Source organism: Campylobacter sp. BCW_6461 (assembly GCF_001762735.1).
GTDB classification, from domain to species: Bacteria; Campylobacterota; Campylobacteria; order Campylobacterales; family Campylobacteraceae; genus Campylobacter_D; species Campylobacter_D jejuni.
Genome location: NZ_MJXJ01000012.1, coordinates 1 through 24,396, shown reverse-complemented (window position 1 = coordinate 24,396; position 24,396 = coordinate 1). Strand labels below are relative to the sequence as shown.

Below are 24,396 nucleotides of genomic sequence, written 5' to 3'. Positions count from 1 at the left end.
ACTTTTTAATATTAATATTTCTTATCAAAATATATAAAAAGGAATTAATGCCTATGAAAAAAATAATTTTATTTTTACTATGCTTTGGCTTTGCTTTTGCTTGCTCTGAACATTCTCATACCGATTTTAAAGATCTTAATAAAACCGAGTATAATTCTCAATAAAGGATAAAATATGAAAAAAATCTTTCTTATGTTTTTAACGGCTTTTTCATTTTTAGGTGCTAGTGAGCTTAATATTTACTCAGCAAGACATTATAATGCTGATTTTGAAATCATAAAAAAATTCGAAGAAAAAACAGGTATTAAGGTCAATCATACTCAAGCTAAAGCTTCAGAACTTATTAAAAGACTTTCTCTTGAAGGAAGTAATTCCCCTGCTGATATTTTCATCGCAGCTGATATTTCAAATCTTACAGAAGCTAAAAATTTAGGACTTTTATTCCCTGTTTCATCAAAATATTTAGAAGAATTTATACCTGCTCATTTAAGAGATAAGGATAAAGAGTGGTTTGCGATTACAAAAAGAGCAAGAATTATTGCTTACAACAAAAACGCAAATATCGATATTAGCAAAATGAAAAATTATGAAGATTTAGCAAAAGCTGAATTTAAAGGAGAAATTGTTATGAGAAGTGCTACAGCTCCTTATAGCAAAACTCTTTTAGCATCTATTATAGCTAATGATGGAAATAAAAAGGCTAAAGCATGGGCTAAAGGTGTGCTTGAAAATCTTGCGACAAATCCAAAGGGTGGAGATAGAGATCAAGCCAGACAAGTATTTGCAGGCGAAGCTAAATTTGCAGTTATGAATACTTATTATATAGGGCTTTTAAAGAATTCTAAAAATCCAAAAGATGTAGAAGTGGGGAATTCTTTGGGTATTATTTTTCCTAATCAAGACAATAGAGGAACGCATATTAACATTAGCGGTATTGCTATGACAAAATCAAGTAAAAATCAAGATGCGGCTAAAAAATTTATGGAATTTATGTTAAGTCCTGAAATTCAAAAAATTCTTACTGATAGTAATTATGAATTTCCTATAAGAAATGATGTAGAATTAAGCCAAACGGTAAAAGATTTTGGAACTTTCAAAGAAGATCAAATCCCTGTGAGTAAGATAGCAGAAAATATTAAAGAAGCGGTTAAAATTTACGATGAAGTCGGTTTTAGATAATGTATAAAACCTTAAAATACTATAAACTCGGGGCAATTTTACTTGCCCTTTTTCTTGCTTTACCTATTTTTGGTATTTTTGCTGAACTTTTTTATATTTTATTTCAAAATTTTAATACAAGTGATTTAACCCAATTTTCATCTATTAAAGAAAATTTGAGTCATTTTTTTGATTATTTATTTTTAAAATTCATCAAAGATACTTTTATAATTAGCATGGGAGTATTGTGTTTAAGCTTGATTTTGGGTGTGAGTTCTGCTTATTTGATCGCAAATTATGATTTTTATTTCTGTAAAATTTTAGAAAAATTACTCATTTTACCCTTAGCCATACCTGCTTATATTTTAGCCTTTGTTTATGTGGGAATTATGGATTTTCAAGGATTTTTTCACGAAAATTTTGGCTTTAGGATAGATTTTTTCAATCATTATGGTGTTATTTTTGTTTTGGCTATTTCTTTATATCCTTATATTTATTTATTTGCTAAAACAGCTTTTAAAAGTGAAGCTAAAGAGGCTTATGAAGTAGCTAAAATCATAAAATATTCTGAATTTAGAATTTTTACACGCGTGGCACTTTTGAGTGCAAGACCTGCCATTTTTTCTGGAGCTTTATTGGTTTTAATGGAAACTTTGAGTGATTATGGTGCAAGTGCTTATTTGGGAGTGGATACTTTTTCGGCTGGAATTTTTAAACTCTGGTATGATTTGAATGATTCTTATTCTTCTAGTGTTTTATCGGGTATTTTAATGCTTTTTGTATTTTTGATTATGTATGTGGATTATTATTATAAAAATAAACATCATTATAGTTTTAATCAAAATTTAGCTCTTTTTATCAAAAAAAGAAAATTAAATCCTATTAAACAAATTCTATCCTGTATTTATTGTTTTATGATTGCTTTTGTAGGTTTTATTTTACCTTTTATTTGGCTAGTTTATTGGGGGCTAAAAGATCATAAGCTTTTTGAATCGCAATTTTATATTATCAGTTTTCAAACTATAATCTTAGCTTTAATCACTGCTTTAATTACCACTTTTTTAGCTTATTTTTTGATGTTTAGCTCTAGGATAGTTAAAAATCATTTTTTTAATTTATTTATTTTAAAAATAAGTTCTTTGGGTTATTCTATACCTGCTGCTGCTTTAGGGATTAGCATTATAGTGCTTTTTGTATTTTTGGATAAATTTTTTCACATGAGTTTATTGGGAAATTCTTTACTTGTTCTTGTTTTTGCTTATATAATTCGTTTTTTAGCGAGTGCAATTTATTCTTTAGAAGGAGGATATAATAAAATTCATCTAAATATTGATGAAGCAAGTTTAAATTTAAGAACGAGTTATTTTATTTTATTTTTTAAAATTCACACACCTTTAATGAAACATTTTTTATTTTTAGCTTTTATTATTGTTTTTATTGATACGATTAAAGAACTTCCTTTAAGTAGAATTTTAGCACCTTTTGGCTTTGAAACTTTAAGTGTTAAAGCTTTCTGGTTTGCAAGTGATGAAAGAATTTATGATGCAGCTTTGCCTTCCTTGTTTATCGTTTTTCTTTCTTTAATGGTTGTTGTTTGGATGGATAAAATCACAAGGAAAGATGATGTTAGAAATTAAAAATTTATCTAAAAATTTTGGAAAAATACAAGCTTTAGAAAATATCAATCTTCATGTCAAAGAAGGAGAATTTTTAAGCATTTTAGGAGGTAGTGGAAGCGGAAAAAGCACGCTTTTAAGGATTATTGCTAAGCTTGAACAAGCTAGTTCTTATGATTTGTTTTCTTGCAAAGGTGAAGTGGCTTTGATGTTTCAAAATTATGCTTTATTTCCTCATTTAAATGTTGAGAAAAACATACTTTTTGCACTTTATGATAAAAAAGATAAAAATCAAATTTTAAATCATTTGCTTAAAACTTTTGAAATTGAAGATTTAAGATATAAAAAAATCGATGAAATTTCAGGAGGACAAGCGCAAAGAGTGGCTTTTGCTAGAGCTATGGCAAGAGGATGTAAGCTTTTGCTTTTAGATGAACCTTTTTCTAATTTGGATCAAAATTTAAAACAGGATTTAAGAAGAGAATTGAAAAAAATGATAGAAAATCAAGGCATTACGGCTATTATGGTAACTCATGATATTGAAGATGCTTATTGTATGTCTGATCAAATCGCTTTTTTAGAAAAAGGAAAAATTTTAGCTCATGCAAATCCTAAAGAGCTTTATTTTAAACCTGATTTTAAAAGTGCACAAATTTTACCTGATTTAAATATCATAGAAGAAAAACTTGATTTAGAAGATGAATTTTTTGCTTGGATAGCTTCAAAAAATTATATTTTTGGTTATGCAGAGCTTAAAATAGGAAATCGCTTTGAGGCTAAAATTTTACAAAAAGAATTTTTAGGGGCTTTTTGTAGGCTAAAATTACTTTATAAAAATATAATTTTTTTTATTTTGGTGAGCTCAAGTTATGATTTAGAAGAGAAAATAAGTTTTGATATTATCAATTTTTAGTTTAAATTTGATAAAATCAAAAAAATTTTTGAAGGATAGGAATGAAAAATCTTTTAATCATAGGCGCAGGTGGAGTAAGTCGTGTGGCTACTGTAAAATGCGCAATAAATTCTGATACTTTTAGCAAAATCACTTTAGCTAGTAGAACAAAAAGCAAATGTGATGAAATCGCTACTTTTATCAAAGAGCGTTTAGGGGTTCAAATTGAAACAGCGCAAATTGATGCTGATGATAGCAATGCGGTTGTAGAACTTATCAAGAAAACAGGAGCGCAAATTTTACTCAATGTTGCTTTGCCTTATCAAGATTTGAGTTTAATGGATGCTTGTATAAAAGCAGGGATTGATTATATAGATACGGCAAATTATGAACATCCTGATTTAGCTAAATTTGAATACAAAGAGCAATGGGTGAGAAATGATGAGTTTAAACAAGCAGGAATTTTAGGACTTTTAGGAAGTGGATTTGATCCTGGTGTAACTAATGTTTTTTGTGCTTATGCACAGCAAAATTTATTTGATGAAATTTCTTATATAGATATTTTAGATTGCAATGCAGGTGATCATGGCTATGCTTTTGCGACGAATTTTAACCCTGAAATCAATCTGCGTGAGGTTTCTGCTAAAGGGCGTTATTGGGAAAATGGCAAGTGGATAGAAACGCAGCCTATGGAAATAAAAATGGAGTGGGATTATCCAGAAGTAGGAGTGAAAGATAGCTATTTACTTTATCATGAAGAACTTGAAAGCTTGGTAAAAAATATCAAAGGTTTAAAAAGAATACGCTTTTTTATGACTTTTGGACAAAGTTATTTAACTCACATGAAATGTCTTGAAAATGTTGGAATGCTAGGGATTAAACCTGTGATACACCAAGGTAAAGAAATCATTCCTATAGAATTTTTAAAAACCTTGCTTCCTGATCCTGCAAGTTTAGGACCACGCACTAAAGGTTATACCAATATAGGTTGTGTGATTCGTGGTAAAAAAGATGGAAAAGACAAACAAGTTTATATTTATAATGTTTGCAATCATGAAGAATGTTACAAAGAAACTGGCGCGCAAGCTGTGAGCTATACTACAGGTGTTCCTGCTATGATAGGTACGAAATTAATCGCTAAAGGAATTTGGCAAGGAAAAGGCGTGTTTAATATGGAAGAATTTGACGCTAAGCCTTTTATGGAAGAGCTGAATTCTCAAGGACTTCCTTGGAAGATTATCGAAATGACTCCAAGCTTAGGAGAGTAAAAAAGGCATCGTTTTGATGCCTTTAAATTATTTTACAGGGTGAAGTTCATTTGCATAAAAGCTAACTGATCCCATGCCTTCTTTTAAAGCCCATTCGTAAGCTTTTGCAACAAATTCCCAGTTAATATGAGCATAGAATTTTTCTAAATAAGCAGGGCGTGCATTACGATGATCTACATAATAAGCATGTTCCCAAACATCTACAACAAGTAAAGGAACTTTATCTTCAGTAATTGGTGTAGCTGCGTTTGAAGTACCTACAAATTCTAGTTTTTGATTTTTAGTATTATAAACTAACCAAAACCATCCTGAACCAAAAACTCCTGTAGCGCCTTTGATAAATTCAGCTTTGAAATTTTCTAAAGATCCAAATTCTTTTTCTAGTGCCGCTTGTAAATTAGCATCTATACTTTGACATGAACCGCCACAGCCACAGCCTGTACTTGGCTTAATGCAATCAAAATAAAAATCATGATTATAAACTTGAGCTGCGTTATTAAATACGCCCCCATTTGAAGTTTTGATAATACTTACAAGATCTTTACCTGCAAATTCAGTATCTTTAATAAGATTATTTAGATTTGTAACATAAGTATTGTGATGTTTTCCATGATGATAGCTAAAAGTTTCAGCACTCAAAAAATCACCAAAAGCATTGGTATCATAAGGTAATTTTCTTAATTCAAACATAATTTCTCCTTTATTTTTAGTTTGATATTGAAAATATTACCATAATAATATTAAAAAGAGTAAAAATATCTTAAAAGCTTAGTGGGTAAAATTTCTATTTATTTAACCTAAATTAAGATACATTTATAATATATTTTAATAATAATTTAAATATATTATAAAAAATTATATTTTTTTGAAATATTTTTACAAAAATATCTATTTGTTGATTTTTAATAATTACAATTAATTTGCAACTAAAAATTATTCATAAGGAGGAAAATATGAAAAAAGTTGTACTAATCTCAGCATTACTAGGTGCTTTCGCAGCTAATGTTTTTGCAGCTGATACTCCAAGCGATGTAAATCAAACACATACAAAAGCTCATCATTCAAAAGCTAAAGCTGATAAAAAACATGAAGCTAAAACTCACAAAAAAACAAAAGAGCAAACACCAGCTCAATAATGCCCAGCCTTGATATAAGTCTATAATAGACTTATATCAAAAGCTATTCGTATTCTACAAAATAAATTATTAATATTTATTAAATTTCAATAGAAAAAATGAAAAAATTGTTATTTTAAAATAAAAATTAAAAAGTGGTGACCCATACGAGACTCGAACTCGTGTTACCGCCGTGAAAGGGCGATGTCCTAACCGCTAGACGAATGGGCCACTTTTAAGGAGTAAAAAATAAAAATGAAATTGAATTATATATATTTATTTCTTAAAATTTAATTAAATATATCAAAATTATGTGATTTTTATCTTTGTTTAATTATAATTTCATCTTCAATTTTTTATAAAATTTTAGGATTTATTATGGATTTTTATAGTCTTATTTTTTTATCCTGTGCTTTAGGAATGGATGCTTTTGCTGTATCACTATGTAAAGGTTTTAGTGTTAAAAAACTACATTTAAAACATTATCTTATTGTTGGAATTTATTTTGGTGGATTTCAAGCTTTGATGCCAACTATTGGTTATTTTATAGGCATAACTTTTGCATCTTTTATTGCGAGTATTGATCATTGGATAGCTTTTATTTTACTTTCTTTAATAGGATTAAAAATGATCAAAGAGTCATTGGAAAATGAAAATTGCGATAGTAATGCCAATCAATTTGGCTTTAAAACCATGCTAGCTTTAGCAATTGCTACGAGTATCGATGCACTAGCAGTTGGTGTGAGTTTTGCATTTTTAAATGTAAATTTATTATTAGCTATATTTTTAATAGGTATTATCACCTTCATTTTATGTATCATTGCTCTAAAAATAGGGAATAAATTTGGAATTTATCTTAAAAATAAAGCTGAACTTTTAGGCGGATTGGTTTTAATTATACTAGGAGTAAAAATTCTAATAGAACATTTATTTTTCGATTGAAAATTTCATTCTTAAAGTAGCTAAAGCTTTATCAAATTCCAAGGCTTTACTTTGAAATTTTTTATTAAAAGTTCTTTGTCTTTTGGCAAGTTGTGTAGTATGTATCGTGATTAAATTTTCAAGCTCTTTAAAGGAAATTTCTCCATCTAAATATTCTTTACACTCTTTCAAACCTATAGAATTTAATGCTTTAAGTTTATGATCAAATTTAGAAAAAAGAATTTTTGCTTCATCTAAAAGTCCATTATCAAGCATTTCTTTTGTTCTAGTTTTAATACGTTTTTTTAAAATTTCTTTATCCCACGCAAGCTCATAAATTTCTATATCTTTAAGCACCCCAGTTTTTTGTGTTCTTTTTAAAAATTCACTAGGAATTTCTCTTGTTTGTTCATAAATACCCAGCCATTTTTTTAATCTATAAGTATCATTTTTTTCTATTTTATAGTTTGGATCAATATTTAATAAAAGAGCATAAATTTCATCGTTATTTAAAGAACTCTTTGACTCTAAGGTTTTTTCACTTAAACCATCTATCATAGTTTTTAAATAAAATCCAGTTCCACCTACTATAATTAGAGGTAAATTTCTAGCTAAAGCAAATTCTTTTGCTTTTTGATATTCTCTTATGAATAACTCAACATTAAAATGTTCATTCACGCTCAATAAATTTACCCCAAAGTATTTTATACTCGCAAGATCATCTTGTGAAGGCTTGGCACTTGCTATATTAATCTCTTTATAAACACAAAGACTATCAAGACTTAAAACAACAGCATTAAATTCTCTTGCTAAAGTATTGGCTATGTATGTTTTTCCACTCGCAGTTGTTCCTATTAATGCTATTTCAAAAAACATTTTAATATTTATCCTAAAATTTATAAAAATTTTAGTAAAATCATAGCAAAAAATATTTTAAAGTAGAAAAATGAACACATTCTGGATAAAATTTAAAGATATTTTAGAACTTGTAGTATTTAAGCATTCTATTTTTGCTTTGCCTTTTTTATTTTCCTCTATGATTGTAGCATCAAAACTTGCAAATGACACTGCTTGGTTTGGTTTTAAGGCGTTGATTTTAGGCATTATTTGTGCGGTAAGTGCAAGAAATTTTGCCATGGCTACAAATCGTTTAATGGATGAAGATATAGATAAGGATAATCCTCGTTGTGCAAATCGCCCTAATGTCAGTGGAAAAATAGGTAGAAAAAGCGTATGGATTTTTATCATTATTAATGCACTTATTTTTATATCATGTTCTTATTTTATTAATACCTTGGCCTTTTATTTGTCTTTTCCTGTGCTTTTGGTATTGGCTATTTATTCAGCTTTTAAGCGCTTTAGTTCTTTAGCACATTTAGTTTTAGGATTTTGTTTAGGACTTGCGCCTATTGCAGGAAGTGTTATAATTATGGGTGAAATTCACATTTATAGCGTTATTTTATGTTTAGGTGTAACTTTTTGGACAGCTGGGTTTGATCTGCTTTATTCTTTACAAGATATGGAGTATGATAAAAAAATAGGACTTCACTCTATTCCTGCTAAATTTGGTTCAAAGGCTACTTTATTTATATCAGCTTTTTGCCATATTTTAGCGGTATTATTTTGGCTTCTTTTTGTGTGGGAAGTTTGGGGTGTAGCACTTGGAAAAATAGCACTTATTGGGGTAATTATAAGCGGTATTATTTTAGCCTTGGAACATAAAATTGTTCACAAGAATTTTGCTCATATTGATAGAGCATTTTTTACTCTAAATGGTTATTTAAGTATTATCTTTTTTATTTTTATTTGGATTGATTTATTATGGAATTAGCACTTTTTAAAGCAGGATTTGAAGCTCATTTAGAATGTTGTGAAATAGAAAATAACCGTTTTCTTGGAGAATACCTAAAACTTGGAGCAATTTCTCAAATTTTAAAATGGAAAAAACTTGCTTTACGCATTGATTTTGACGAGGGTGAAAAAATTATTTTTGATCTTCTTTTAAGTCTAAAAGAAGATATTTTAAGGCTTGAAAATTCTTTAGATAAAAATAAAGAACTTATACCACTTAAGCAAAAAGGGGTAGTAGAATCTTTGAATTTTGAATATCTAAATTTTTTGGATACTATTTTAGAAGAAGATAAAGAATATTATTTAAGATTTGATTTAAATAATCAAAAAATAGCTATTTTTATCAAAGCTCAAAGTCAAACATTGGCAAAAATTATCAAAATTAAGCCTGAAGACAAAATGGCTTTTGATGCTTTTGTTGTTGAAATTCAAAGAAATATGATAAGAAATAAGAAAGGCCAAGAATGAGTGATGATGTACTTTATTTAGTTTTTATAATTGTGCTTTTAATTGCAATGCTAGCCTATATGAATATCAAAGAAAGAGAAAATAATGCAAAAATAGCAAAACTTCAAAATGTGATAGAAGATATTACCAAAGAACTTCATTATTTTCGTAAAGAATTAGGAGTTAAAGATGATAGCGAAGAGGATGAAGACTATAAAACCTCTCTTTTAAAAGAAGAAATTATGATTGAACTTGATAAACAAATCAGTTCAAAAATCACTCCTGTTTTAAGAACACTAAAAACTATGGAACATATCATAGAAGATTTTCAAAATGAACAACAAAATCGTCTTTTAAATTTAGAACAAAAAGCACAAAGCATGGCTAAACTTACGCCAAATTACGATACAGAAGAACAAAAAATAGAAAATCTTTTCAAAGAAGGAAAAAGCATAGAACAAATCGCTAAAGATTTACGCATTGGCACTGGAAATGTAGAACTTGTCTTAAAATTTAAGAAATTAATAAAATAGAATGGAAAATAAATGCTTATAGATCAATTCGGTAGAAAGATAAATTATCTTAGAATTTCAGTTACACAAAGATGTAACTTTCGCTGCCTTTATTGTATGCCAAAAATTCCTTTCGATTATCAGCCAAAAGAAAATTTATTAAGCTTCGAAGAACTTTTTTTATTTGTTAAAGCAGCTATGGACGAAGGAATTGAAAAAATCCGTATAACAGGTGGAGAACCTTTATTAAGAAAAGATTTAAGTATTTTTATAAAAATGATTAGCGATTATAAAAGCGATATTGACCTTGCTATAACTACAAATGGATTTTTACTAAAAGACTTTGCTAAAGACCTAAAAAATGCTGGACTTAAACGACTTAATATTTCACTTGATACCCTAGATCACAAAAAAGCAAAAACTCTTGCGCAAAAAGATGTATTAGATAGTGTTTTATCTGGAATTGATGAAGCTTTAAATCTAGATTTGAAAGTAAAACTTAATACTGTAGCTCTTAAAAATTTAAACGATGATGAACTGATATCTCTTTTGGAATTTGCAAAATCAAAAAAAGCTCAAATTCGCTTTATAGAATTTATGGAAAATACTCATGCTTATGGTAAATTACAAGGATTAAAAAGAGATGAAATTATACAAATTTTGAGTCAAAAATATCAAATTCAACTTATAAAAAAAGATGAAAAAGCACCTGTGAGTATTTACAAGGCAGATGATTATGAATTTGGAATTATAGATCCTCATAGCCATGAATTTTGCGATTCTTGCAATCGCATACGCTTAAGTGCTGAAGGCTTGTTAATACCTTGCCTTTATTTTGATGAAGCATTAAGCATAAAAGAAGCGGTTCGAAAAGGTGATATTAAAGCCGCTGTAGAAATATTACAAGAAGTATTAAGAAATAAACCAGAAAAAAATAAATGGAGTGTTGTTGATAATGAAACCTCATCTCGTGCTTTTTATCAAACTGGAGGTTAATTTTGCAACTTGTTGAAAGTTTCTTAAGCATTCAAGGAGAAGGCAAATATAATGGAAAATTAGCTATTTTTATGCGTTTTGCTGGTTGCAATTTCAACTGTTTAGGTTTTAATGTAAAAATATCAAAAAACGATAAAACTCTCATTGGATGTGACACGATAAGAGCTGTTTTCACAAAAGATTTTAAAGAAAGTTATGAAACTTTAAATGCTAATGAACTTTTAAAAAGAGTGATAAAATTAAAAAAAGACTTTGATCCTATAGTTGTTATCACAGGTGGAGAGCCATTAATCCATTATGAAAATCCTGAATTTATAGAATTTATCCAAATGTTATTAAAAAATAAATTCGAAATACACTTTGAAAGCAATGGAAGCATAGAAATTAATTTTGATAGATATCCTTTTTACAAAGAATGTATTTTTGCTTTAAGCGTTAAACTCCAAAATAGTGGGATAAAAAAAGATAAACGATTAAATTTTAAAGCTTTAAAAGCATTTAAAAATTACGCAAAAGATAGTTTTTATAAATTTGTTTTAGATGCCAATACTCTTGATAATTCATTTTTAGAAATCAATGAAATTCTAAAAGAAGCTCCAAATCAAATTTTTTGTATGCCTATGGGTGAAAATGAGCAAAACCTTAAAAAAAATGCTCAAAAAATTGCTGAATTTTGTATTAAGAATGGTTATAATTATTCTGATAGAATTCATATTCGTCTTTGGAACGATAAAGAGGGTGTATGATTATAAGAAAATTATTTGAATTTGAAAACGCACACATTGTTAGATTTTGTTCTTCTAAGCGTTGCAAAAGTAGCATTCATGGACATTCTTACAAAGTTGAAGTTTTACTTGAAAGCAAATATTTAGATAATGCTGGAATGGTCTATGATTTTGGACTTTTAAAAACCTATATATGCCAAATTATTGATAGTTTTGATCATGCTATCACTCTTTTTAAATATGATGACGCAAAATATTTAGAAGAAATGAAAAAATATTCAAGTCGTTGGATTTGCCTGCCTGTTAATGTAAGTGCTGAAAATTTTTGTCGTGTATTTTTCATACTTATAGATGCTTTATTAAAACAAACAAAAATGGTAAATGGAGAACAAGGAGTGACTTTACAAAGCATCATTGTTCATGAAACAAGAACAGGCTATGCACAAGGTTTTAGAGAAGATGCCTATAGTGAGCTAATGCCAAAAATTTCACTTCAAGACATAGAATTTTCCAATGGCATTAAAGCAGAATGGAATGATATAGATTTTTATAACAAATTAAAAAATGAAGAAATTTTTATAAATCCAAAGGAGATTTAATGCAAAAAGCTAAAATTTTAATTGCCTTAAGTTTTTTTTTATTAGTTTTATCTGCCTGTTCTAATGATGAAAAAAATATTTCTAAGACTCAAAATACAGATCAAGAAGTAGTCCAAATAGAACAAAACGATGAAAAAACAGAATTAAGTGACTCCAACCTGCCTTTACCTGTAGATGATGAAGCACAAAGTTTAGATGATGAACATGAAGTCAATCCTAGTATTATCAACTCTTTATATAAACAAAAATGCGCCACTTGTCATGGAGAAAAAGGGGAATTAAAACCTAAAAACAGCACGGCCATTAAAACCTTGAGCAATAAAATTTTTATACAAAAAATAAAAACGATAAAAGATAAAAACCATAGTTTTTTAAGTGATGAACAAATTCAAAATTTAGCTGATTTTATAAACAAAGGAAAATAATGGATCAAAGTTACGAATTCTTTTTAGCTTTACATCTTTATAGTCTTTATGCGAGCGGTTTTTTAATGCTTTTTTATCTTATACTAACACAAGGAAATTTTAAAACCGAATTCATTTTTATTCGCAGAATACGATTATTTTTACCAATTTATTATTTATTTTTAGCTTTGATTATTTTTACAGGTTGTTTGTTATCAGCAATGAAACAATTTCAAATGAATGTCAATATCTGGGTAATGATTTTTTCTTGGATCTTAATTTTTGCCTTAGCAATTTTTCACTTTGTTTGTTTTAAAAAAGCAAGAAGATTTAGAAAATATGCCACTTTTAGATGGATTAGTTGTTTGATTTTACCTTTTGAAATTTTTTTATTGTTTTTGCCTTTTTTAATAGAAAGATATCTATAAAATGCAATTTTTGTATAACAAGCAAGCTGGAGAAGAGTTTATACAACTTCAAGGTGAAAACTTTAACCATTTAAAAGTAAGAAGAGTAAAGGAAAATTCGGAGCTAAATCTTAGAAATTTACAAGATAATTTTCTTTACAACTATACAATCACAAATTTAACAAGAAATTCTTGCACTTTAAAATTTTTAAACAAAAAATCACAAAATATAAAACAAAGTGAATTAAACTTAGCCTTAGCCATTATAGATATTAAAATTTTAGAAAAAACTCTACCTTTCTTAAATGAACTTGGAGTAAAAAAGTTACATTTGGTTTTTACAAATTTTTCACAAAGAAATTTTAAAATCGATTTAGAAAGATTTGAAAAAATCATTATTTCTTCTTGTGAACAATGCGGTAGAAATACTAAAATGGATTTAATTATCCACCAAAGCACTCAAGAATTTGTTCAAAAATTTCCAAATGCAATTATGGTTGATTTTCAAGGAGAACAACAAAGTCATTTCGATGAAAAAGAATTATATTTTATAGGTCCTGAAGGTGGATTTAACAATGATGAGAGATTATTGTTTAACCGGAAAATCTCTCTTAAAAGCTCTAATATTCTAAAAAGTCAAACAGCTATTATAGCTATAGCTTCAAAAATTTTGCTTTAACTTTTCTTAAATTAATCTCTTTTTTATGTTAAATAATTTATAATCACGGCTTATTGTTTTAATTTTTAAGGAAAACTAATGAAAAAAGAAATTCACCCAGAATATGTAGAATGCAAAGTAAGTTGTGCTTGTGGAAATACTTTTACAACAAAGTCAAACAAAGCAGAATTAAGAGTAGATATTTGTTCAAATTGCCATCCTTTTTTTACAGGCAGTGAAAAAATTGTAGATGCTGCAGGTCGTGTAGAGAAATTTAAGAAAAAATACGCAATGCAATAATTATGCTTTATTTTATTCCTACTCCCATAGGAAATTTAAGCGATATTTCTTTTAGAGCCTTAGAACTTTTAAAGACTTGCGATCTTGTGTTTTGCGAAGATACAAGAGTAAGTAAGTCTTTGATTTCGTTATTAAATACCAAATTTCACACTGATATACATATTTCTAAATTTATAGCCTTACACTCCCATAATGAAAAAGAAGTTTTAGCAAGTATTGATTTAAAGATATTTGAAAAAAATGTAGCTTATTTAAGCGATGCAGGAATGCCAGGGATTAGTGATCCTGGCAAGGCTTTGGTAGAATTTGCACAAGAAAATAATATCACCTATGAAATTTTACCAGGTGCAAATGCAGCCTTAGTTGCTCTTGTAAGCTCAGCATTTTGTCAAAAAGAATTTATCTTTATTGGTTTTTTAGCAAATAAAGGCAAAGAAAGACAAAAAGATATAGAAAAAATTTTAAACTTTCCTTATCCAAGTATTATTTACGAATCCCCCAAGCGTATTTTATCTTTAGTAGAACAGATTATGATTCTAGACAGCCAAAGAGAAATTTTTTTGATTAAAGAAATCAGTAAAAAATTTGAAAAAAAATTTAAAGGCAATGCTAAAGAGCTTTCTGAAATTTTAAAAAAGTCTAATTTAAACGGTGAATGGGTTGTAGTACTGCAATCAAAAGAGCAAAATTTTTTGCAAAATACTCTTTGTGAAAAAGATATTATGGATTTAGAGCTGTCTTTAAAAGCAAAAGCAAAATTATTATCAAAGATCAATGGAAAAAATGCAAAAGAAATTTATCAAAAACTGCTTTTAAGTCAAGATTAGGTAAAATTTTAATATGATAGTTTATGGGAAGCAAATATTTTTTTATATTTTAGAATATCATAAAGACTGTATCAATGAGCTTTATTTAGCAAAAGAATGTGATAAAATTACTTTTTCCAAAATCGCAAAATCTGGTTTTAAAATCAAAAAACTTGATTTTAAAACTGCTCAAGCTTATGCGAAAGGTGGAAATCATCAAGGTTTTTTGCTAGATATTAAAGAAAGTTCTTTTGCGAATTTAAATGAGATCAAAAAAAATGATTTTATTGTTATGCTTTATGGAATTAGCGATGTAGGAAATATAGGGGCTATCACGCGTACAGCTTATGCTTTAGGGGTTGGGGCTTTAATTTTTATTGGTGAAAAATTAGCCATGGAAGGAGTAATTCGCACAAGCAGCGGAGCGGCTCTTGATTTACCTATTGCAATAAGCAACGATGCTTTAAGTGTAATAAACGAACTAAAACAAGTAGGTTTTTATTTTTATGCGAGCGATGGCTCGGGAAAAGAAATTCACAGTGTAAAAATAAGCAATGGTAAAAAAGTTTTAGTTTTGGGTAGTGAGGGTTTTGGTTTAAGCTCTAAAATTATAAAAAAGTGCGATGAATGTGTGGGCATTGCGATGAAAAATAATTTTGATAGTCTTAATGTCAGCGCTGCTTTTGCAATACTTTGTGATAGGATGTTAAATGCTTAATTGGAAAAAAATACAAGAATTAAATTTAAAAGAAGTTGCAGCAAAAACGCAAATTGAACTTGATTTTCTTGAAGCTTTAGTAGAAAAGAATTTTGCTGTTTTAAGTCGTTTTAATGTTAAAGGTTTTGTTAAAATTTTAAGCAGAGAATACGAACTCGACTTTAGTGATTTTAACGAAGAGTATGAAGCTTATCTTAACGAAAACAATCCTACTCCACAAACAAAATCAAAAATGATAACCCCAAAACTAGATGCTTATAGTCAAAAATCCTTTAACACTTGGCCTTTTTTGATTGTTCTTATTGTTTTAGTGATTATAGGAAGTGGAATTTATTATTTTGATACACTTAAAACTTTTTTCAAAGATGAACAAAATAATACTAGTGCAACAGTTATAGACATAATAGGACAAGCACAAGAAAATTTAAAATCTTTAGGTGGAAACAATGTTGTTGTTATAGACAACAATAAAGCACAAGAAACAAATCAAACAGAGAGCGTTTTACCAAGCCAAAACACCTCATTACAAGAAAATGATAAAAACATAAGCATAGAAAATAATATCAGTGAAAATAACACAACTCTACTCGATGAAGAAAAAAATACCCAAATCCAAGAAGACACAAATACACTAAAAACTGATTCTTTAAAAGAAGCACATTTTAAAACCTCTACCAAGATTTGGATAGGTTTGATAGATTTAAAAAGCCTTAAAAAAACAAGCTTTGTTAAAGAAAAAGATTTTAATATTTCTTTAGATAAAGATCAGTTAATTTTAACAGGGGCTGCAGCTTTAACAATGTTTGATCAAGAAAATAAAGAACAAAAATTTCCTGTAGGAATTTCAAAACGTTTCTTGATTAAAGATGGAAAAATTACAAGTATTTCAGCTGCTGAATTTGTAAAATTAAATAAAGGTAAAGAATGGTAAAAAAAATTATTATTCTTACTTTTTGGGTTAATATATCTTTTGCAATCTCAAGTCTTGAATTAGCAAAAAATTTAGTAAACAATCCTAGTAAAAATTCTCAACTAGAATTATTATTCTCAAATAATTCTTACATAGATAATAATGGAAATTGTGATATTGCAAAAATATCTCAAATATTAAAAACCAATTCTTTAATTGCCTTAACACTATCAAATCCTCAAAGTCTAAAACTAAATTTTAAAGCAAAAGCTGATGAAGTTATGTTTTTTAAAATTTTATCCGATGTTTTAACAGATGCTGGATATATATATTTTATCCCTACAGATTTGATTTTAAGAGAAGGAAATATTGACTATACCATACAAGTAGAATCTCAATATGTTTTAGATCCTGGAACGCTTTACAATCTCTTAAAAGAAAATTCTGTCTATATAGATAATATTAAGCGCATTGGAGCATATGACTATGAATATGATTTAAATTTTTCCAATGCTGTATTAAAAACCAATACAAATGTTAATTTAAATACTCCAAAATCATTAGAAAAACCCCTTAAAGACTATGTGTTTGATTTAAAAAATGCTACAAATTTGATTATTGATGCAAATGATTTAGACAATTGGTTTCCTAAAATCTTCTTTTTAGATAAAAATCTGAATCTAATTAAAGCAGTAAAAAGCGAAAATAAAAATAATCATTTTTCAGAACTTATTCCAAATGGTGCTATATATGCTATTGTAAGCGATATGTATAGTTTAGATAATATACGCAGGGGTTTAAAAATCACACTTAAAAAATAAAGGATTAAGAAATGTTTGATGAAATCCGTTTTAATACCATAGAAAGACTTCCAAATTATGTTTTCGCAGAAGTAAATGCGATAAAAATGGCAGCAAGACGTGCTGGAGAGGATATCATCGACTTTTCAATGGGAAATCCCGATGGTAAAACTCCACAACACATTATAGATAAACTTTGTGAAAGTGCTAACAAAGATAAAACCTCGGGATATTCTACATCCATGGGGATTTATAAACTTCGCTTAGCAATTTGTAATTGGTATAAAAGAAAATATAATGTCAACCTAGATCCTGAAAATGAAGTTGTAGCTACTATGGGTTCAAAAGAGGGTTTTGTAAATCTTGCAAGAGCGATTATAAATCCTGGAGATGTTGCTATTGTGCCAACTCCTGCTTATCCTATACATACTCAAGCTTTTATTATAGCAGGAGGTAATGTAGCAAAAATGCCTTTAGCTTATAATGAAAAATTTGAGCTTGATGAAAATCAATTTTTTGAAAATTTACATAAAACTTTAAATGAAAGCATCCCGCGTCCAAAATATGTCGTTGTTAATTTCCCGCATAATCCAACAACAGTAACTTGTGAGAAAAGTTTTTATGAAAGATTGATAGCAACGGCAAAAAAAGAAAGATTTTATATTATTTCAGATATTGCTTATGCAGATTTAACTTATGATGACTATAAAACTCCTTCTATTTTGGAAATTGAAGGCGCAAAAGATATAGCGGTAGAAACTTACACTCTTTCAAAATCTTACAATATGGCAGGCTGGCGCGTGGGTTTTGTAGTAGGAAATAAACGCTTAGTCAGTGCGCTTAAAAAAATAAAATCTTGGTTTGATTATGGTATGTACACACCTATTCAAGTAGGAGCTACCATAGCTTTAGATGGAGATCAAACTTGTGTAGATGAAATCCGTGCAACTTATGATAAAAGAATGCACATTTTACTTGAAGCTTTTGAAAATGCAGGCTGGAAACTTCAAAAACCAAGAGCAAGTATGTTTGTTTGGGCAAAACTCCCTGAAAGCAAAAGACATTTAAAAAGTTTAGAATTTTCAAAGCAACTTTTACAGCGTGCTAGTGTTGCAGTAAGTCCTGGGGTAGGTTTTGGCGAAGCAGGTGATGAGTATGTAAGAATTGCTTTAATTGAAAATGAAAATCGCATACGCCAAGCTGCACGTAATATCAAAAAATATTTAAAAGAGTAAGTTATGAAAGTAGCGATTCTTGGTTATGGCACTGTTGGAAGTGCGGTGGTTAAATTTCTTTTAGAAAATGATAAACTCATTCGTGCAAGATGTGGGCAAAGCATAACTCCTGTGATCGCTCTTGCTAGAAGTCCTAAAAAAAATGCTTTAATTCCAATTACTCATAGCGTTGCAGAAATTTTAAATGCTGATGTAGATGTTTTTGTAGAATTAATGGGTGGGGTGGATGAAGCTTTTAAAATAGTGAGTGAAATTTTAAAAAAGAAAAAAGCTGTTGTTACTGCAAATAAAGCTATGCTTGCTTATCATCGTTATGAACTTGAAAATTTGGCTAAAAATTTAGCTTTTGGTTATGAAGCAAGTGTGGCTGGAGGAATTCCTATTATCAAGGTTTTAAAAGAAGGTTTAAGTGCAAATAATATTTTGGCTATAAAAGGGATTTTAAATGGTACGAGTAATTATATTTTAAGTTCTATGAGTCAAAAAAATATGAGTTTTAAACAAGCTTTGCAAATAGCTCAAAATTTAGGTTATGCAGAGGCTGATCCAACTTTTGACATAGAAGGGCAAGATGCAGCACATAAACTGCTTGTTTTATCAAGTATCGCTTATAATCTTAAAGCTAAACCTGAAGATATTTTGATCGAGGGTATTAGTGAAATTGCACCTGAAGATATGTATTTTGCTAATGAGTTTGAATTTACCATAAAACTTTTAGGTATAGCTAAGGTGCGTGAAAATAAAGTAGAATTAAGGGTGCATCCTACTATGATAGATAAAGAAAAAATGCTTGCAAAAGTTGATGGAGTGATGAATGCTATAAGCATTAATGGAGATTTGTTGGGTGAAAGTTTGTATTATGGAGCAGGAGCAGGAGGAGAGGCCACTGCAAGTGCTGTGATTTCAGATCTTATGGATATAGCAAGAGATCAGGTAAAAGCACCAATGCTTGGTTTTGTGAATACTTTAGAATACAAGCTTTTAAGCAAAGATGAAATTTATACAAAATATTATTTAAGGGTGAAAGTTGAAGATAAAATAGGGATTTTATCTAAAATCACACAATTGATGAGTGAAAATAATATTTCTATCGATAGTTTTTTACAAAAACCTAAAAAAAATGATGAAAATTACAGCACTTTGTTTTTTACTACACATTTAACTTATGAAAAAAGCATACAAAATTTGCTTGAAATTTTACGCAAACAAGATTTTATAAAAACCAAGCCTTTTATGATGCGTATAGAATAATGGGTGTAAAAGCTTATTTAGATGGAATTTTAGGGGAAGATAAGGCTTGTAAATTTTTAAAAAAACAAGGCTTTGAAATTTTAAAAAGAAATTTCCATTCTAAATTTGGAGAAATCGATATAATAGCCAAAAAAGATGAAATTTTACATTTTATAGAGGTTAAATTTACTCAAAATGATTATGAAGTTTCCGAGCGTTTGGATAGAAAAAAACTTGAAAAAATTTTAAAAACTATAGAATTTTATCATCTTAAAAATGGAATTTCATCGGATTTTCAGATTGATCTGATTTGCATTAAAAATGATGTGATACAATTTTGCGAAAATATAAGTTTTTAAGCTGATATTTAAAAAAATAAAATACAATTAGACAAAAATTAAAGAAAGGAAAAATTATGGGAAAATATATTGAATTAACAAGTGATAATTTTGCTCAAGCAAAAGAAGGTGTAGCTTTAGTTGATTTTTGGGCTCCATGGTGCGGACCTTGTAGAATGCTTGCTCCAGTTATTGATGAACTTGCAAATGACTTCGATGGTAAAGCTAAAATTTGCAAAGTAAATACAGATGAACAAGGTGATTTAGCAGCTGAATTTGGTGTTCGCTCTATTCCTACGCTTATTTTCTTTAAAAATGGTGAAGTTGTAGATCAACTCGTTGGTGCACAATCTAAACAAGCAATTAGTGATAAACTAAACTCTTTACTATAAACTAAAGGCTAGTATAACTAGCCTTCTTCTTAAAAATTTCAAATTTATACTAAATAATAATTTTTATTAACTACTATTAAGAATAATTTTTATATCATTATTAATAATAAAATTCAATATAAAGGAAATATAAATGTTAGATGTAGCAATCATAGGTGGAGGTCCTGCTGGACTTAGTGCTGGACTTTATGCAACTAGAGGTGGTCTTAAGAATGTAGTAATGTTTGAAAAAGGTATGCCTGGTGGACAAATTACCTCAAGTTCTGAAATAGAAAATTATCCAGGTGTAGCCCAAGTTATGGATGGAATTTCTTTTATGACTCCTTGGAATGAACAATGTATGCGTTTTGGTTTAAAACATGAAATGGTTGGAGTAGAACAAATTTTAAAAAATAGTGATGGAAGTTTTACCATCAAATTAGAAGGTGGTAAAACAGAACTTGCTAAAGCTGTGATAGTTTGTACAGGCTCAGCTCCAAAAAAAGCAGGTTTTAAGGGCGAAGATAAATTTTTTGGAAAAGGTGTAAGCACTTGTGCAACTTGTGATGGATTTTTTTATAAAAATAAAGAAGTTGCAGTTTTAGGTGGTGGAGATACGGCTTTAGAAGAAGCTTTATATCTAGCAAATATTTGTTCTAAGGTTTATCTTATCCACCGCAGAGATGAGTTTAGAGCAGCTCCATCTACAGTAGAAAAAGTTAAGAAAAACGAAAAAATAGAACTCATTACTAGCGCAAGTGTAGATGAAGTATATGGTGATAAAATGGGTGTTACTGGGGTAAAAGTAAAATTAAAAGATGGTAGTATTAGAGATTTAAATGTTCCAGGAATTTTTACTTTTGTTGGTCTTAATGTAAGAAATGAAATTTTAAAACAAGACGATGGTAAGTTTTTATGCAATATGGAAGAAGGTGGGCAAGTAAGTGTTGATCTTAAAATGCAAACTAGCGTTGCTGGACTTTTTGCCGCAGGGGACCTTAGAAAAGATGCGCCTAAGCAAGTTATTTGTGCTGCAGGTGATGGAGCTGTAGCTGCATTAAGTGCTATGGCTTATATAGAAAGCTTGCATTAAGATTTTATAAAGTTGCTAAAAGCAACTTTATTTTTATTTAGCTTCCTATCACTCCACCATCAAGTTTTCTTATCATCATTACACTTGATCTTGGCGTTTTTCCATAAGGAAAAGTACTACCTTTCAAACCTTCTCCTGGATGTTGTATGCCTACAAACATTGTAGTATAATCCTCACTAAAAGCAATCCCTGTTAATTCACAAGCAATAGGTCCTGTTAAAAAGCGTCTGATTTCCCCTGTTTTTGGATTTGCTGCTAGCATGCAGTTATTTCCCATGCCTTCGTATTCATCTTTATTAGAATAAGATCCATCTGTTTGTATCCAAAGTCTTCCATCTCTATCAAATTTAAGTCCATCAGGAGAATTGAATTTATTTTCACTTGTAATATTATTTGAGCCTTTATATAAGCCTTGTTGGTTATCAGGATTTCCAGCAAGAGCAAAAATTTCCCAAGTAAAATCATCGTCTTTATGAGAATTTTTTGGCATCCATTTTAAAATTTGTCCATAAACATTTTTAGTCCTTGGATTTGCTGCATTAGGTTCTTGGCGATTTTTGTTGTTCGTTAGTGTTGCAAATACTTCTTTAGAACCACTTTGTTTATGGCTTGCTATCCATTCACATCTATCCATAGGAGTTGCACCTACAATACTTGCAGCAAGACGCGTATTGATGAGTACTTGAGCTTGAGACTTAAAACCATTTTTTTCATTTAGGCTGTTTTTGCCATATTCTAAAGCTATCCATTTTCCCTGTCCTTTAAAATCTCCCACATTGCCGTTAAACTGTCCTACATACAAAATACCTTCATCTAAAATTTTACTTGTATCAGCACCTTTTTTGTATTTATGTTTGCTAACAAATTTATAAATAAATTCATTCATCTCATCATCACCCATATAAACTATAACAGAACCATCTTTTTCTACGATAATTTCTGCATTTTCATGTTTAAAACGCCCTAAAGAAGTTCTTTTAACAGGTGTGCTTTTTGCATCAAAAGGATTGATTTCCACTATCCAGCCAAAACGATTGGCTTCATCGATATTTTTAGCTAAATCAAATCTTTCATCAAATTTTTCCCATCCATAAAGACTAGTTTTGTTAAATCCATAGCGTTTAAGAGAGTCATTAAATTCTAGATTTTCATCTGAACTTCCAAAAAAATCGTCAAAATTTTCTTCACAGGTGATATAAGTTCCCCAAGGTGTTTGTCCATTTGCACAATTTGCAAAAGTTCCATGAACAAATTTTTCATTTTTTAAAACTTCTTTTTTAGCTGCTCCACTTACTTGCATTTTAGTGTTTGCATCGATTCTGCGGTTATACTTAGAGTCTAAAACCATAGTCCAATCATCACCCTTTTTTTCGATTTCTAAGATACTCACACCCACACTGGCTTGCTCATATAAAATATCTTCTTTGCTTAAATTTTTACCATGATGATTAAACATGATTTCAGGATTTATATATTCATTATTAACAGCTAAAATTCCTCTGTTTTTTGAAAGTGGAAAAAAACTCATACCATCATCGTTATCTCCAAAAACCAAATGAGCATTTTTAATTGCATTCATATCGATGATTTTATTTTCATCATAAGGTTTTGCTTTACTAAAAAGTGGATCACCCCAAGAAATTAAAACCTTTGCTTCATAACCTTGCGGTACTATAACTTTATCTTGTGTGCTTGCACTAACAGCTTTAAAACCTAACAAATCCTTATCCTTAAGCATAACAGCACTTAAATTTGAACTTGCAAAAAAAGCCACCATAGAACCTAAAGCTGAACCTTTTAAAAACAATCTTCTTTCCATTTGTTTTTACCCCATATTGAAATTTAAAACAATGGAAGTATAAAAATATTTGGAAACTTTTTAGAAACTTTGATGAAAAATTTAAATTGAAGGAAAAATTTATACCTAGTTTTTTACTAGGTATAAATGATTAATTAAAACCTTTTCTTCTTAACATCTTCTAAGATATTATTAGCTATATCACTTACTGTACTAGAAATAATAGCTGATTCATTAGCAATTTCAACATTATCTTTAGTAGTTTGATCAATTTGAGCTACGCTATCATTGATTTGAGTGATACCTGCAGTTTGTTCTTTAATACTTTCTGCCATATCATTGATAGATTGAACAAGTAAATTAGTATTAGCTTCAATTTCTGATAAAGACTTTTGAGTTCTTTCAGCTAACTTTCTAACTTCATCAGCTACCACTGCAAAGCCTCTACCATGTTCTCCAGCACGAGCTGCTTCAATAGCTGCATTTAAAGCTAAAAGATTGATTTGATCTGCAATATCACCTATAATACCTGTAACATTTTTAATCTCTTCAGATTGAGTGATAACATCACTAGTTTTAACTGAAACATTTTGCATAGAAGAAGTGATCTCTTCTAAAGCTGCTGCAGTTTCTTCTAAAGATTGAGCTTGAGAATTTGAAGAAGTGGTTAAGCTTTGAACAGCAGTTTGTAATTTTCCACTTTCATTAGCTAAAGCATTAGCAAAGTCTGAACTTTGTTTTAGCATTTTAACTATTTCATCACCTAAAGCATTAGTAGTTAATTCTACACTACCGCTAGCATTTTCTAATTTATTTCTAAAGTCTAAGCTTTTGTATTCTTCAAAAATTTTATGAATAGCATTCATATCAGAACCTACTCTAGCTTGTAAAACATCAAGAAGTTTATTTAGAACATTTTTAAGTTCAATAAGTTGTGGGTTTCTTGGATTAGCAGTAATTCTTGCTGTTAAATTACCACCTTCTACAACTGATACGGTTTGAACTGATTCTTTAACGGCTTGATTGTCTTGTTCTAAGCCTCTTTTAGTAGCAAGAATGTTTTCATTGATAGCATTTGAGATTTGTCCAAATTCATCATTGCTTTTTACTTCTATAGTAGAAACATTTTTTGTTTTATAGTTGATAAAATCAAAGAATGAAGTTAAACCTGTTTGGATAGCTGCAAGTGGGGAGAGGTATTTTGATACGATGAAATAAAGGAGGATGA

Annotated in this window: 29 protein-coding genes, 1 tRNA gene and 1 pseudogene; 26 read left to right on the top strand and 5 right to left on the bottom strand. The window is 29.1% G+C overall.

The genetic code is table 11. The features are described from left to right. Positions 1-47 precede the first annotated feature (47 nt). From AJ882_RS02425 to AJ882_RS02405, 5 genes and pseudogenes are all read left to right on the top strand, one after another. Positions 48-178 (top strand): annotated as a pseudogene (locus AJ882_RS02425) (hypothetical protein). Next, positions 175-1,179 (top strand): Fe(3+) ABC transporter substrate-binding protein, encoded by a 1,005-nt coding sequence (locus AJ882_RS02420; RefSeq protein WP_070279654.1) that lies wholly within the window; start codon positions 175-177, stop codon positions 1,177-1,179. The pseudogene AJ882_RS02425 and the gene AJ882_RS02420 overlap by 4 nt, the downstream one beginning before the upstream one ends. Then, complete coding sequence (locus AJ882_RS02415) at positions 1,179-2,795, top strand: ABC transporter permease (RefSeq protein WP_014517168.1); 1,617 nt, start codon at positions 1,179-1,181, stop codon at positions 2,793-2,795. Before AJ882_RS02420 ends, AJ882_RS02415 begins: the two co-directional genes overlap by 1 nt. Then, a complete protein-coding gene (locus AJ882_RS02410; protein WP_010891842.1) occupies positions 2,779-3,687 on the top strand; it encodes an ABC transporter ATP-binding protein in 909 nt (302 codons plus the stop codon). Before AJ882_RS02415 ends, AJ882_RS02410 begins: the two co-directional genes overlap by 17 nt. A gap of 41 nt (positions 3,688-3,728) precedes the next feature. Then, a complete protein-coding gene (locus tag AJ882_RS02405) occupies positions 3,729-4,934 on the top strand; it encodes a saccharopine dehydrogenase family protein (protein ID WP_011049603.1) in 1,206 nt (401 codons plus the stop codon). A 27-nt stretch (positions 4,935-4,961) separates the two neighbouring features. On the opposite strand, the gene sodB is transcribed toward AJ882_RS02405, so the two are convergent. Further along, a complete protein-coding gene (gene sodB, locus AJ882_RS02400) occupies positions 4,962-5,624 on the bottom strand; it encodes a superoxide dismutase [Fe] (protein WP_002851662.1) in 663 nt (220 codons plus the stop codon). A 263-nt stretch (positions 5,625-5,887) separates the two neighbouring features. Here sodB and AJ882_RS02395 point away from each other — a divergent pair, with 263 nt between their 5' ends. Then, positions 5,888-6,070: a hypothetical protein gene (locus AJ882_RS02395; protein ID WP_002888234.1), complete on the top strand. Its 183-nt coding sequence runs from the start codon at positions 5,888-5,890 to the stop codon at positions 6,068-6,070. Positions 6,071-6,205: 135 nt separating this feature from the next. Here AJ882_RS02395 and AJ882_RS02390 read toward each other — a convergent pair. Next, positions 6,206-6,280, bottom strand: a tRNA-Glu gene (locus tag AJ882_RS02390). Positions 6,281-6,427: 147 nt separating this feature from the next. Between AJ882_RS02390 and AJ882_RS02385 the strand changes: the two genes are divergently transcribed. Further along, on the top strand, positions 6,428-6,991 hold the full coding sequence (locus AJ882_RS02385) for a manganese efflux pump MntP family protein (RefSeq protein WP_002851996.1): 564 nt from the start codon (positions 6,428-6,430) through the stop codon (positions 6,989-6,991). Here the strand turns inward: AJ882_RS02385 and miaA are convergent. Further along, positions 6,977-7,846, bottom strand: a complete 870-nt coding sequence (gene miaA / locus AJ882_RS02380) for a tRNA (adenosine(37)-N6)-dimethylallyltransferase MiaA (protein ID WP_002851982.1) — start codon at positions 7,844-7,846, stop codon at positions 6,977-6,979. The two genes, AJ882_RS02385 and miaA, sit on opposite strands and share 15 nt — an antisense overlap. 70 nt (positions 7,847-7,916) lie before the next feature. On the opposite strand from miaA, the gene mqnP reads away from it, so the two are divergent. The 19 genes from mqnP (at position 7,917) to trxB (ending at position 21,370) form a co-directional block, all read left to right on the top strand. Further along, on the top strand, positions 7,917-8,801 hold the full coding sequence (mqnP, locus tag AJ882_RS02375) for a menaquinone biosynthesis prenyltransferase MqnP (protein ID WP_002859371.1): 885 nt from the start codon (positions 7,917-7,919) through the stop codon (positions 8,799-8,801). Then, positions 8,792-9,289 carry a hypothetical protein gene (locus tag AJ882_RS02370; protein WP_002872897.1) on the top strand — a complete coding sequence of 166 codons (498 nt, stop codon included), beginning with the start codon at positions 8,792-8,794 and terminating at the stop codon, positions 9,287-9,289. The genes mqnP and AJ882_RS02370 overlap by 10 nt, the downstream gene beginning before the upstream one ends. Then, positions 9,286-9,801: a DUF6115 domain-containing protein gene (locus tag AJ882_RS02365; RefSeq protein ID WP_002851715.1), complete on the top strand. Its 516-nt coding sequence runs from the start codon at positions 9,286-9,288 to the stop codon at positions 9,799-9,801. The genes AJ882_RS02370 and AJ882_RS02365 overlap by 4 nt, the downstream gene beginning before the upstream one ends. 12 nt (positions 9,802-9,813) lie before the next feature. Then, positions 9,814-10,776: a GTP 3',8-cyclase MoaA gene (moaA, locus tag AJ882_RS02360; RefSeq protein WP_011049602.1), complete on the top strand. Its 963-nt coding sequence runs from the start codon at positions 9,814-9,816 to the stop codon at positions 10,774-10,776. 2 nt (positions 10,777-10,778) lie between these two features. Continuing rightward, positions 10,779-11,522: a 7-carboxy-7-deazaguanine synthase QueE gene (locus tag AJ882_RS02355; RefSeq protein ID WP_002909594.1), complete on the top strand. Its 744-nt coding sequence runs from the start codon at positions 10,779-10,781 to the stop codon at positions 11,520-11,522. Further along, a complete protein-coding gene (locus AJ882_RS02350) occupies positions 11,519-12,100 on the top strand; it encodes a 6-pyruvoyl trahydropterin synthase family protein (RefSeq protein WP_070279652.1) in 582 nt (193 codons plus the stop codon). Before AJ882_RS02355 ends, AJ882_RS02350 begins: the two co-directional genes overlap by 4 nt. Next, positions 12,100-12,525 carry a c-type cytochrome gene (locus tag AJ882_RS02345; RefSeq protein ID WP_011049601.1) on the top strand — a complete coding sequence of 142 codons (426 nt, stop codon included), beginning with the start codon at positions 12,100-12,102 and terminating at the stop codon, positions 12,523-12,525. Before AJ882_RS02350 ends, AJ882_RS02345 begins: the two co-directional genes overlap by 1 nt. Beyond that, complete coding sequence (locus tag AJ882_RS02340; protein ID WP_002851635.1) at positions 12,525-12,932, top strand: membrane protein; 408 nt, start codon at positions 12,525-12,527, stop codon at positions 12,930-12,932. The genes AJ882_RS02345 and AJ882_RS02340 overlap by 1 nt, the downstream gene beginning before the upstream one ends. Before the next feature lies 1 nt (position 12,933). Next, a complete protein-coding gene (locus AJ882_RS02335) occupies positions 12,934-13,590 on the top strand; it encodes a 16S rRNA (uracil(1498)-N(3))-methyltransferase (RefSeq protein ID WP_002851903.1) in 657 nt (218 codons plus the stop codon). Between the two features lie 78 nt (positions 13,591-13,668). Next, the gene (rpmE, locus tag AJ882_RS02330; RefSeq protein ID WP_002851603.1) at positions 13,669-13,869 is read left to right on the top strand and encodes a 50S ribosomal protein L31; all 201 of its coding nucleotides are present in this window, start codon (positions 13,669-13,671) and stop codon (positions 13,867-13,869) included. 2 nt (positions 13,870-13,871) lie between these two features. Then, positions 13,872-14,696, top strand: coding sequence for a 16S rRNA (cytidine(1402)-2'-O)-methyltransferase (rsmI, locus tag AJ882_RS02325; protein WP_002869759.1), 825 nt, complete (start codon positions 13,872-13,874; stop codon positions 14,694-14,696). A gap of 13 nt (positions 14,697-14,709) precedes the next feature. Then, positions 14,710-15,393: a 23S rRNA (guanosine(2251)-2'-O)-methyltransferase RlmB gene (gene rlmB, locus AJ882_RS02320; protein ID WP_002854186.1), complete on the top strand. Its 684-nt coding sequence runs from the start codon at positions 14,710-14,712 to the stop codon at positions 15,391-15,393. Beyond that, the gene (locus AJ882_RS02315; protein ID WP_011049600.1) at positions 15,386-16,324 is read left to right on the top strand and encodes a membrane protein; all 939 of its coding nucleotides are present in this window, start codon (positions 15,386-15,388) and stop codon (positions 16,322-16,324) included. Before rlmB ends, AJ882_RS02315 begins: the two co-directional genes overlap by 8 nt. Beyond that, positions 16,318-17,124 (top strand): hypothetical protein, encoded by an 807-nt coding sequence (locus AJ882_RS02310; protein WP_002876178.1) that lies wholly within the window; start codon positions 16,318-16,320, stop codon positions 17,122-17,124. Before AJ882_RS02315 ends, AJ882_RS02310 begins: the two co-directional genes overlap by 7 nt. A gap of 11 nt (positions 17,125-17,135) precedes the next feature. Continuing rightward, positions 17,136-18,338, top strand: a complete 1,203-nt coding sequence (locus tag AJ882_RS02305) for an LL-diaminopimelate aminotransferase (protein WP_011049599.1) — start codon at positions 17,136-17,138, stop codon at positions 18,336-18,338. 3 nt (positions 18,339-18,341) lie between these two features. Then, the gene (locus AJ882_RS02300; protein ID WP_002851705.1) at positions 18,342-19,589 is read left to right on the top strand and encodes a homoserine dehydrogenase; all 1,248 of its coding nucleotides are present in this window, start codon (positions 18,342-18,344) and stop codon (positions 19,587-19,589) included. Then, positions 19,589-19,927, top strand: coding sequence for a YraN family protein (locus AJ882_RS02295; RefSeq protein WP_002851874.1), 339 nt, complete (start codon positions 19,589-19,591; stop codon positions 19,925-19,927). Before AJ882_RS02300 ends, AJ882_RS02295 begins: the two co-directional genes overlap by 1 nt. A gap of 56 nt (positions 19,928-19,983) precedes the next feature. Then, a complete protein-coding gene (gene trxA, locus AJ882_RS02290) occupies positions 19,984-20,298 on the top strand; it encodes a thioredoxin (RefSeq protein ID WP_002778629.1) in 315 nt (104 codons plus the stop codon). Positions 20,299-20,431: 133 nt separating this feature from the next. Continuing rightward, on the top strand, positions 20,432-21,370 hold the full coding sequence (trxB, locus tag AJ882_RS02285) for a thioredoxin-disulfide reductase (protein WP_002859362.1): 939 nt from the start codon (positions 20,432-20,434) through the stop codon (positions 21,368-21,370). 37 nt (positions 21,371-21,407) lie between these two features. Here the strand turns inward: trxB and AJ882_RS02280 are convergent, their stop codons facing one another. Both AJ882_RS02280 and AJ882_RS02275 read right to left on the bottom strand, forming a co-directional pair. Further along, a complete protein-coding gene (locus tag AJ882_RS02280; RefSeq protein ID WP_011049598.1) occupies positions 21,408-23,189 on the bottom strand; it encodes a PhoX family protein in 1,782 nt (593 codons plus the stop codon). A gap of 134 nt (positions 23,190-23,323) precedes the next feature. Next, the coding region (locus tag AJ882_RS02275) for a methyl-accepting chemotaxis protein (protein ID WP_070279650.1) at positions 23,324-24,396 on the bottom strand (1,073 nt) is incomplete at its 5' end.